The 10,786-nt window shown below is 70.8% G+C and carries 7 protein-coding genes; 4 read left to right on the plus strand and 3 right to left on the minus strand.

The window, feature by feature from the left end; all coding sequences use genetic code 11:
• Positions 1 to 1,776, minus strand: a 1,776-nt coding sequence (locus V6M46_RS04430; RefSeq protein ID WP_332662564.1) for a TRAP transporter permease, incomplete at its 3' end; no start/stop codon positions are given.
• Positions 1,777 to 1,869: 93 nt separating this feature from the next.
• Here V6M46_RS04430 and V6M46_RS04435 point away from each other — a divergent pair.
• Together V6M46_RS04435 and V6M46_RS04440 are read left to right on the plus strand one after the other, a co-directional pair.
• On the plus strand, positions 1,870 to 2,535 hold the full coding sequence (locus V6M46_RS04435; protein WP_332662565.1) for a response regulator transcription factor: 666 nt from the start codon (positions 1,870 to 1,872) through the stop codon (positions 2,533 to 2,535).
• Positions 2,536 to 2,538: 3 nt separating this feature from the next.
• Positions 2,539 to 3,951: a sensor histidine kinase gene (locus tag V6M46_RS04440; RefSeq protein ID WP_332662566.1), complete on the plus strand. Its 1,413-nt coding sequence runs from the start codon at positions 2,539 to 2,541 to the stop codon at positions 3,949 to 3,951.
• Here the strand turns inward: V6M46_RS04440 and V6M46_RS04445 are convergent.
• Positions 3,890 to 4,852: a TAXI family TRAP transporter solute-binding subunit gene (locus tag V6M46_RS04445; RefSeq protein ID WP_332662567.1), complete on the minus strand. Its 963-nt coding sequence runs from the start codon at positions 4,850 to 4,852 to the stop codon at positions 3,890 to 3,892. The two genes, V6M46_RS04440 and V6M46_RS04445, sit on opposite strands and share 62 nt — an antisense overlap.
• A gap of 122 nt (positions 4,853 to 4,974) precedes the next feature.
• On the opposite strand from V6M46_RS04445, the gene V6M46_RS04450 reads away from it, so the two are divergent.
• Positions 4,975 to 8,361 (plus strand): BTAD domain-containing putative transcriptional regulator, encoded by a 3,387-nt coding sequence (locus V6M46_RS04450; protein ID WP_332662568.1) that lies wholly within the window; start codon positions 4,975 to 4,977, stop codon positions 8,359 to 8,361.
• Here the strand turns inward: V6M46_RS04450 and V6M46_RS04455 are convergent.
• Complete coding sequence (locus V6M46_RS04455; RefSeq protein ID WP_332662569.1) at positions 8,358 to 9,737, minus strand: FAD-binding oxidoreductase; 1,380 nt, start codon at positions 9,735 to 9,737, stop codon at positions 8,358 to 8,360. The two genes, V6M46_RS04450 and V6M46_RS04455, sit on opposite strands and share 4 nt — an antisense overlap.
• Positions 9,738 to 9,910: 173 nt before the next feature.
• Here V6M46_RS04455 and dusB point away from each other — a divergent pair.
• The coding region (dusB, locus tag V6M46_RS04460) for a tRNA dihydrouridine synthase DusB (RefSeq protein ID WP_332662570.1) at positions 9,911 to 10,786 on the plus strand (876 nt) is incomplete at its 3' end.

Below are 10,786 nucleotides of genomic sequence, written 5' to 3' on the forward strand. Positions count from 1 at the left end.
CATGGTCGGGATGATCCTGCCGCCGGTGATGGCGGCCGAGGCGACGGCCGCGAGAGCAGTCGGCGGCGAGACCTCCGAGAGCACCGCGTAGTAGAAGATGAACATCGCGACGACGGGCGGCTCAGCCCCCAGTCCGATCAGGGCCGGGCCGATGATGACCCAGCTGAGGATGAACGACGCCGTGACCGGCACGGCCAGTCCGAGGACCAGGATCGCGATCGCGGCGAAGATCGCGGTCAGGACGATGACGGCCCCCTCGGTCGGGGCGAGTGCCTTGGCGGCCGTGACCAGCAGGTCGGAAAGCACCTGGCCGAGACCGGTCTTGGCGATCGTGGACGTGATCGCGCCGGCCGCGGCACACACGGCGACGACCGGGAGCGCGGACCGGATGCCGGTCGACAGCGCCATGAACACGCGCTGGCCGAAGTCGCGGAGGGATGCGGCCATCGGCATCTGCGGCAGGTCGTCGGGTGCCTCGTCGATCCCGGTCTGGATGGCTCGCCGGGAGATGACCGCCTCCGCGAGACCGAAGAGCGCAGCAACCGCGGTGGCATAGACGACGGCGCGGAACGGCGGGATCTCGAGGGCGAGGAACAGCACGATGACGCCGAGGCTGAGGAAGTGATAGCCGGAGCGGGCGAGCAGCCGCCACGGGCTCCCCACGGTCAGCTCGACGTGCTTGGCCCCGAAGCGGCGGGCATCGATCTCGACGGCGAGGAAGATGCCGAGGTAGTAGAGCAGCGTCGGCACGATCGCCCAGACGAGGACCTTGAGATAGGACTCGCCCAGGTACTCGGCGATGATGAACGCCGCCGCGCCGAGCGTCGGGGGCGAGAGGATCGCGCCGATGCCGGAGGCGGCGATCATGCCGCCGGCGGCCTCGCGGGGATAGCCGGCACGTTTGAGGATCGGCCAGGCGAAGGAGCCCAGCGTCACCGCGGTGGCCGTGCCGGAGCCCGAGACCGTGCCGAGCAGGAAGCCCGACGTGGCGACTGTCCGGCCCGGGGCGGTCTTGGACTTGCCGAACAACGAGAAGCTGAACTGGACGAAGAATCGGCCCGCGCCCATCTTGTCGAGGACGGCCCCGTAGATCGTGAACAGCACGATGTACGTCGCGGCGACGTCCAGTGGCACACCGAAGAAGCCGCTCGCCTCGTTGTAGAGCGCGTTGATGATCTGGTCGATGTCCTCGCCGCGGTGCGAGATCGCCCATTCGACGGGAAGGGCGCCCCCGTAGTAGCCGTAGGCGAGGAAGATCAGGCAGAACGCCGGGAGCACGATTCCGGTGGTCCGCCGGGTGGCCTCGAGGACCAGGAGCAGCAGGATTCCGCCGGCGATGACGTCGTACGCGCCGAGCGATCCCTGTCGGTCGAGGAAGCTGTCGTATCCACCGCCGCCGTCCGCGGAGAGCGGAAGGGGCAGGACGGGATAGAGCGCCACGAAGAATGCGATCGCCGCGATGACCCAGTCGAGTCGGGGCACACGATCCGATCCGGGCTGGTGACCGTCCGGGTCGGGCTTGCGGGCGCGGAAGCGGTAGCAGACGAAGATCAGGGGCAGGGTCAGGCCAAGGAAGGTCACCAGGTAGTACTGGCTTCCGGCCTGGAGCGGCTGGAACACCTGACGGAGCACGAAGATCGCGACGCCGGCGCACCAGATGTTGATCGCCAGGTCGGTGACCCGATGGAGCTGGCGTGCGGGGCGTTCCTCGTCGAACTCCGCGACGAGCCGGTCGACGTCGGGGCCTGGAGCCGGGTTGGCGGTGTGGGTGGACATGGCCGCTAACGTACGAGTGAACCACGTCACACCACGGTTCCGGTCGCGAGACTTTACACAGACTTAGCGTCCACCACATCGATGGGTTTCGGCATGAAGATATTGCTGGTCGAGGACGACGACCGGATCGCGGACGCGCTCATTCCTGCCCTCCAGAAGCGCAATCTGCAGGTCGATCGCGCCTCGGATGCGGCCTCGGGCATGGCCGGTTTCGCCGAGGCCGACCTCGTGCTGCTCGACATGGGCCTGCCCGATCGGGACGGCCTGTCGCTGTGTCGCGCGATCCGTGAGGTCAGCACCGTCCCCATCATCGCCGTCACGGCCAGGCGGGAGGAGACCTCGATCGTCGCGGCCCTGGGCGCCGGCGTGGACGACTACGTGACGAAGCCCTACAGCCTCGCGGTGCTGATGGCTCGGATCGATGCGGTCATGCGCAGGGCCGGCCACCACGCCCACGAGCCGGTGCCCGCCGTCTTCGGCTTCGAGCTCGACGAGGAGGCACGCCAGGTCACGGCTGGGGGCGAGCCCGTCGTCCTCACGCGCAAGGAGTTCGATCTGCTCGAGATGCTCGTGCGAGCCAACGGGGGACTGGTCACCCGTGAAGCCTTGATGCAACAGGTCTGGGACACCGCGTGGGTCGGCGCCTCCCGCACCCTCGACGTGCACGTGGCCACCCTCCGCGCCAAGCTCGGCGACGCGGCGACGATCGAGACCGTACGCGGATTCGGCTATCGGTTGCCGCCCCTCGAGGAGGACTGATCGGTGCGCCGTCGTCTGCTCGTCGTGTCGAGCGTCCTGATCTCCGCCCTGCTGCTGGCACTGATGCTGCCGCTGCTCAGTGCGTATGCGGCGGACCGGACCGAGGACCTGTTCAGCAAGCGTCTCGCCGATGTCACGCGGTTCGCGGTGCTCGCCTCGCCCGCCCTGGAGGGCGGTGACTTCGAATCGCTGGAGAGCGATCTCAGGAGGTATGAGGCGGTGCACGGCGCCGCCGTGGTGGTGGTCGATGCCAATGGCGACCGGATCGCCGCCTCGCGCTCAGGCGTCGCGCTGGACACGCCGGCGGAGGCCCGCGCGATGGCCCGTGCGCTGTCCGGCACGGGAACGCCGCAGCCGAAGACCGCGTGGCCGTGGCGCGAGGCACCCTTGGTCATCGCCTCGCCGGTCGGCCGGGACGCCCAGATTCTCGGTGCCGTCGTGATGATCGCGCCCACTGACTCGGTGCGCGACGGTGTGACCATCCGGCTGGCCTGGTTCGGTCTCGCCGCCCTGGTCGTCGTGACGGCCGTTGCCGGAGCCGTGGCCCTGCCGTTGGTCGGCTGGGTCATCCGGCCGGTGCGAGATCTCGACGACGCGGCGCAGAGATTCGGCAGCGGTGACCTGTCGACGCGGGTTCCGGCGAGCGTCGGCCCTCCGGAGCTGCGGCACCTGGCCTCCTCGTTCAACTCGATGGCTGACAGCGTCGCGATGTCCCAGAGCCAGCAGCGCGACCTGGTGGCCGATGCGTCGCACCAGCTGGGAAATCCGCTGACGGCCCTGCGCCTGCGCATCGAGCTGCTGGGGTCGGGCGCGACACCGGATCAGGAACGGCCGATCGACGAGGCCCTCGAGGAGGCCGATCGACTCAGCGGGATCGTCGAGTCGCTGATCGAGCTGACCCGGGTCGGCGCCCACGACCCCGATGCGGGGCCCGCCGACATCGCCGAGCAGGTGCGCCATCGGTGCGAGCTCTGGGCCCCCCTGTACGACGGCCGGCTCGAGGTCGTGACGCCCGAGGTTGCCTGGGCCCGTACGACCCCCGGGCTGATCGACCTGATCCTCGACGCCCTGCTCGACAATGCGGCGAAGTTCGCTCCGGACTCGCTGGTCGAGGTCGACCTGGCGGCAGCGGACCGCAGCTGGCGGCTGGTGGTCCGCGATCACGGCGCGGGTGTCGATGCCGGTGATGTGGCGAAGCTGGGATCGCGCTTCTTCCGTGGCCGGGCACACCAGAATGTCGCCGGCTCCGGGTTGGGCCTGGCGATCGTGCAGGCGCGGATCATCGCGCTGGGCGGGGAGTTCGAGGTGGCCGCCGCCGATCCCGGTCTCCGGGTCGCGGTGACGTTGCCGGTGGCTACCGACCCTGCTCGCGGAAGTAGCGAAGCGCCCCGGGGTGCAGGTCGAGCGGGCTCGTGAAGATCGCCGCACCCGGCGTGGGCTGGCGGATCTCCGGCGCGAGCCGCTGGATCGCGGTCTGCTGCTCGAACGTGACACGGGTGATGGCATAGGCCAGGTCCTCGGGCAGGTCCCGCGCGGCGATGAGGTAGTTCTTGACGCTGACGGTGTTGACCGGATCCGGCAGCCGGTACTTCGAGGTCGGGACGGGGCCCACGACATACTGCGGACCGTAGGCCGCGACCATCGGGTCGACCAGTGCGCCGAGATCGATCAGGCGGATCGGCGTCTGCCTGCTGAGTGACAGGATCGCGGCGTTGGGGATGCCGCTCACGAAGAAGAGCGCGTCGAGCTCTCCGCGGCGGAGAGCGTCGGCGGAGTCGTTGAGCGAGGGCGAGGAGGCGGTGATGTCGGAGATGTCGATCCCGGACTCGGCCAGGACCCGGATCGCCGTGACCCGGGTGCCGGAGACCGGCGGGCCGATCGCGACCTTGCGTCCGCGCAGGTCAGAGACGGAGCGTATCGGCGAGTCGGCGCGCACCACGACGTGGAGGAAGCTGTCATACATACGGGTCAGGGCGACGAGGTCGATCGGCCTGTCGAAGGCGCCCTGTCCGGCCAGGGCGTCGGCGGCGGCGTCGCCCAGGCAGAAGCCGATCTGACAGTTGCCGGACCCGACTCGTCGCGCGTTGTCGACCGATGCGTCGGTGTAGACGACCCTGGTCGTCACGCCGTCGAGATTCTGTCGCAGGACGCTGGCGAGCGCGATGCCGTACCTCACGAAGACGCCCCCGCGGTTGCCCGTCGCCAGGTTGACCCGGGTCGCTTCCACGGCAGACCACTCGGCACTCCCGCAGCCGCCGAGAGCGGCGTACGCCGGCACCGCGAGGAGGGCGAGCGCCTGCCGTCGGGTGAGGGTCATCCAGACAGAATGGCACGCCACGACGGCCGTCCGCGGTGTGCAAACGGCTGGATCCGTAGTTGCCGAATCGTCGGCGGTGAAGGGCTCGCCTCACTAGACTTCCCGGCCAGGAGGAATGCTCGGTGGAGTATCGGTTGCTCGGCCCGCTCGAGGTGCTCCGCGACGGCGAGGCGCTCAATCTCGGCACGCCCAAGCAGCGCGTCGTGCTCGCCGCGCTGCTGGCGGAACGTGGGCGTGCCATCTCCAGCGACCGGCTGGTGGACGTGGTGTGGGGCGACAGTCCGCCGGCCAGCGCGTTGACGAGCCTGCACGCCTACATCTCCAACCTCCGTCGCATCCTGCGCGACGGCGGCCAGGCCTCGGCGATCGTCCGTCAACCACCCGGCTATCTCCTGCATCGCGACGAGACGCCGATGGATGCGGAGGAGTTCCGGAGGCTGACGGCCGTCGCTCGCGACTGCTGCGCACGCGGCGACTGGTCCGCCGGTGCGGAGGCGGCCCGCGCCGCGCTGGCGCTGTGGCGCGGACCGGTGCTCAGCGATGTCGAGGACGCCGAATGGGTGCGTCAGATCGCGATCGACCTCGACGAGGAGCGCTTCTCGTGCCGCGAGGCCCTGGTCACCGCACTGGCCGGCATCGGCGACACCAGTGGTGCGGTTGCCATCGCCCAGGAGCTTCGGGAGGAGCATCCGTTCCGGGACCAGGCCGCGTGGCTGGCCATGATGGCGCTCTTCCGGGCGCGCCGACCCGCCGAGGCGCTCGAGGTGTACAGCTCGCATCTGCGGACCCTCGATGAGGAGCTCGGACTCGAACCCGGCGCTGACCTGCGGGACCTGCAGGTGGCCATCCTGAGCCAGTCCCCGACGCTCGACGAGTGGCCGAAGGCCGTGGTCCTGCCGACCTCGGCCGTCGCCGCGGAAGAGGGCGCGTCGCATGACGTTGCCGACGTGCTGGTCGGTCGCGAGCTCGAGATCGCCGTCATCGACGAGGCGCTGGAGGCGCTGATGTCCGCAAGTGCACGTCAGCTGGTCCTCACGGGCCCGGCCGGGATCGGCAAGAGCCGGCTCGCGCTGGAGACAGCGCATCGGATGGAGGGCCGCGGTGGCCGGGTGATCTGGACGCGTTGCATCGAGGAGGAGGGCGAACCGGCGTGGTGGCCGCTGCGCGAGGTCGCCCGGTCGCTCGGCGCCGACCCCGACGCGGTCCTGCAGCCGCCGGGGGATGTCGGCGCCGATGGTGCCCGTTTCGTCGTCTACGAGAGATTCCTCGGGCTCATGAAGGACGCCCTGCGGGACGGCCCGCTGATGGTGGTCGTGGACGATGCGCAGTGGAGCGACGCGACGTCGCTGCGCTGCCTGGCCTACCTGGTCGGTGCGCTGAGCGGCGATCGCTTCGGCCTCGTGCTGACCGTACGCACCGGAGAGGCGGAGCCCGAGACCCAGCAGCTCCTGGCAGCGGTGGGTCGCGGCCCCGGCGCCCGCCATCTCGCGGTCACCCCGCTCGCGGCTGAGCAGGTTGCCGAGCTGGTCGGATCGGTGTGCGGCGAACGACCAGGTCACAGCGAGGCGATCGTCCTGACCCACCGAACCGCCGGCAATCCGCTCTATGTCAGTGAGTACGCACGGCTCCCGGCGGACGAGAGGCAACGGGGGACGATCCCGGTTGCGGTCCGCTCTGTCCTCGGCCGGCGCATCTCGCGGCTGGACGAGAGCGTGCTGGAGGTGCTCCGGGTCGCGGCCGTCGTCGGCGAGATGATCGATCCCCACCTCCTGGCCGCGGTCACGGGTCTCGATGTCGACGCCGTGATGGACGCCCTCGACCTGGCCGCGGATGAGCACATCATCGGGATGGCGCCCGGCGCCGTCGGCTATGCGTTCGCACATGGCATGCTCCGCGACGAGATCCTCGACGGGATCTCGGGCCTGCGACGCCAGCGGCTGCACGCCCGGATCGCCGCGGCCATCGGCCCGGAGGCGACTGGGGACCAGCTGACCCGCAGGGCGCAGCACCTGATGGCCGCCCTGCCTCTTGCCGATGCCCTGGAGGCGCTCGAGGCCTGCATCGCCGTTGCGCGCGCCGCCGAGGCGAGCTGGAACTCCGACTCGGCCGCCGAGTGGTGGGAGGCCGCGTCCAGAGCCCTGGCGCTCGCCCCGCCAGGTCGATCAGCTGAGAAGTACGACGCCGACGACCTGCTGGTGGCCCGCGTCGACGCGCTGGCGCGTGCCGGTCGGGGTCAGACCGTGCTCGACACCGTCGAGGCGGGTCTCATGGACGCGGCGCGCGAGGGTCATACCCAGGCCATCGGTCGCCTGGCCGGCGGTCTCCTGCGGATGGCGGGCAACTGGCCGTGGGTCGCCTACGGCGAGGACTCCGGTCCCTTGAAGTCGCGCCTCGCCGAGATCGAGCCGATCGCGGCTGCCGATGCGTCGGCGCACGCCCGGCTCCTGGCCGCGCTCGCGGTGGGGAGCTACTACGACAGTGATCCGTCGACGCGGCGGCACGTTGCGCGGCGTGCCCTGGAGATCGCCGAGTCCGTGGGTGATCCGGACGTCGTGGCGGATGCGTTGCTCGGTCTCGTCCTCAGCGACACAGGCATCGCGAGCCGCGCCGGCAAGATGCTTGCCCTCGTGGACCGGCTCGACGCCCTCCCACACACGCAGTCACGGCTCGACGCGGTGATCGCGCACGACGTGCGCTCGCTCGCGATGATGCAGCTGGGCGACGTCGACGGCGTCATGAAGCACATCCGGCTCGGCGCTGCCGGCGCGGACCTGCTCCGCCTGCCGGTCGTACGTCTCCAGCTGCGCGGCATGGAGGCCACCATCGCGCAGTGGCAGGGTTCGTTTGCCGAGGCGGCGAGGCTCCGCGAGCTGGCCCGACGTATGCATGCCGAGACCGAGCTCTACGACGGCCATGTCCACGAGTCCTCCGAGCTGGTGCTGATGTGGGAGCTCGCCGGCATGGCCGGCTACGACCCGGAGCTGCCGGAGTCGGTCGAGCAGGACTCGTCCGACCGCTATCCGTGGGCCGCCGCCGGCGCTGCCGCCCGCGGCGACAAGGAACGCGCTGCGACGCTGGTCGCCGGCAAGCTGGCGTCGAAGGCCCCCGAGCTGTGGCCGAGCTCCGGCACGCTGACGGTGACGGCGCACGTCGTCGCGGACCTCCAGATGACGGAGTACGTCGACGAGATGCTGGACCGGCTTGCGCCCTACGCCGGGCAGATCGCGCTGCTCGGCCAGCTCGGCGCCCTCGCCCCGGTCGACCTGGCGCGGGCCCGGCTCGAGGCGGTCGCCGGTCGTCGTGACCGGGCGCTGGAGCTGCTGGCCGAGGCCTCGGCGCTGTCGGAGCGTACCGGCGGCAAGCCGTCGTCCCTGCGCTGTCAGCTGGTCCGGGCCGAGCTGGATCCGCCGGGTCCCGGCCGGAACGCGGCACTTGCCACGATCGCGGCGGATGCGGAGACGCTCGGGATGACGAGCCTCGCCGCATCCGCCAGGATGCTGATCGCCTAGCCCTGGCCGGCCGCCCCGGCCAGCGCCCGGTGCGCGGTCAGGATGACGTTCGGGTCGTACGAGTGCGCGACCCGCAGCAGGTGGTCGAGGGTCGAGCCGTCGTACGCATCGGTGAGACGTGTACGACCGTTGCCCGCCGAGAAGTTGGGCAGCGTGCCATCGGCGATCCACGGGTCCAGGGCCGCGATGAGGCCGGCAGCGTCATCCGCGGCGACCTGGGCCATGGGTGGGACGCCGAGCCCGATCGTGAGGAGGCTGAACGCCGCGCCGCGGTAGGAGACAGCGCTGGGGAGCTCCCCGTGCTTCGAGATCGCCCCGCCGAGCTGCCGCAGCTCGACGATGATCTGCGGCGAGTCGGTCTCGGTGCCGACGTGGGCGAGGAACTCCTCGACGCACGACGCCGGGAGCTCGGCCAGCAACGCGTGCTCCTCGTGCACGGGCATCGGGTCGACCGGATCGGCGTGGATCGCGCCCAGGGCCGCGTACGGCATGGGGCCCACCGCGTCGATCAGCGGAGACGCGACAGCCCTCATGGGTGCCAGCTCCTGCTCCCCGTCCGCGAGGGCGCCGACCCAGGCGAAGCGGATCGCCAGCGTCGTCCGGCCGGCCAGCGGCGCCGGGACACCGGGGGCGGGCGGGAGGCGCAGGAACGCGGCCGAGGTCGTCGCCTCCTCGGGCAACGCCTTGCACCAGGAGGACCAGGCGCGGAACACCTCGTCGGCGTCGGCCGTGTTGAAGTAGAGCGCCCCACCGTAGATCTCGGTCAGTCGTACCAGGTCGAACTCGACAGCCGTGACGATGCCGAGGACGCCCTTGCCGCCCCGGAGGCCCCAGAACAGGTCGGGGTTCTCCTCCGGGGTGGCGCGCAGGAACTGGCCGTCGCCCGTGACGACCTCGAACGCGCGCACCCGGTCGCTGGCGAATCCGTACGACCGGGCGACCGGGCCGAGGCCTCCGCCGGTGGTGTAGCCCACGACGCCGACGTCAGGAGCCGACCCGGCCAGCGGAGCCAGCCCGTGCGCCGCTGCGGCTTCGAGGACCTGCGCCCAGCGAACCCCGGCGCCGACCCGTGCCCAGCCCTCCGGGTGGATCACGCACTCGTCGAGCAGGCCGGTGTGGATCAGGATGGAACTGTCCAGCTGGGCCGCCGCGCCGTGGCCGGTGAGCTGGACGGCGACGCCGATGTCGTTGGAGCCGGCCCAGCGGACGGCCTGCTGGATGTCGCTCGCGTCGTGGGCGACGACGACGGCCAGCGGCTGCGAGCTGACGGCGACGTTCCACGGCGTTGCGCATCGCATGTACGCCTCGCTGCCCGGCAGCTCGACCTGCGTCACGTCGAGATCGGCGAGGGGAGCAGAGGTGGTGGTGAGGTTCATGATGTGTCCTTCGTGCGTTCGGGGGGTTTGGTCGCACCAGCGTGCGATCCACCGCTTGGCGGACGCTTGGGACTTTCTTGGGACGCCGTCCGTGGTTGGGGGTGACCCAGGGCCGACCGCGTCGCCGCGAGTGGGCGCTGAGTCACCGCTCGGCAGGATGGGACACTTGAGTCATGCCCACCGCCACGCTGCCGCGCACTCTCCGGCTGGGAGACCTCGAGGTCCCCAACCCGGTCGTGCTCGCGCCGATGGCCGGCGTGACGAATGCGGCGTTCCGTCAGCTCTGCGCCGAACAGGGCGCCGGCCTGTACGTCTGCGAGATGATCACCTCGCGCGGCATCGTCGAGGGCGACAAGACGAGCCTGGCGATGCTGACGTTCGCCGCCAACGAGACCGTGCGATCCGTGCAGCTCTACGGCATCGACCCGGTGCACGTCGGCCGCGCCGTCGAGATCCTGTGCGCCGACCACGGCGTCGACCACGTCGACCTCAACTTCGGCTGCCCGGTCCCCAAGGTGACCCGCAAGGGCGGGGGAGCGGCGCTGCCGTGGAAGGACACCCTCCTCGGCGAGATCCTCGAGTCGGCCGTCTCCGCGGCGACCCCGTACGGCGTGCCCGTGACGATGAAGACCCGCAAGGGCATCGATGACGACCACCTGACCTTCCTCGACGCCGGCCGGATCGCTCAGGACACCGGGTGCGCCGCGATCGCGCTGCACGGCCGCACCGCGGTGCAGCACTACTCGGGCCGTGCCGACTGGGATGCGATCGCCGAGCTCAAGGCCGCCGTCGGCATCCCGGTGCTGGGCAACGGCGACATCTGGGAGGCCGCCGACGCGATCCGCATGGTCGAGGAGACCGGGTGCGACGGCGTCGTCGTCGGCCGCGGCTGTCTCGGCCGCCCGTGGCTGTTCCGCGACCTCGCCGCCGCCTTCTCAGGCGAGCAGGTCGTCGAGCTGCCGGCCCTCGGCGAGGTCGCCGGGGTCATGCGCCGGCACGCCGAGCTGCTCGGTGACCTGATGGGCGAGGAGCGCGGCTGCATCGAGTTC

It is taken from the genome of Aeromicrobium sp., assembly GCF_036676885.1.
Classification (GTDB): domain Bacteria; phylum Actinomycetota; class Actinomycetes; order Propionibacteriales; family Nocardioidaceae; genus Aeromicrobium.

Excerpts from the sequence above, each read along its gene's own strand:
- V6M46_RS04435 (WP_332662565.1), top strand. The coding sequence starts at position 1,870 with ATGAAGATATTGCTGGTCGAGGACGACGACCGGATCGCGGACGCGCTC.
- V6M46_RS04445 (WP_332662567.1), bottom strand. The coding sequence starts at position 4,852 with ATGACCCTCACCCGACGGCAGGCGCTCGCCCTCCTCGCGGTGCCGGCG.
- V6M46_RS04455 (WP_332662569.1), bottom strand. The coding sequence starts at position 9,737 with ATGAACCTCACCACCACCTCTGCTCCCCTCGCCGATCTCGACGTGACG.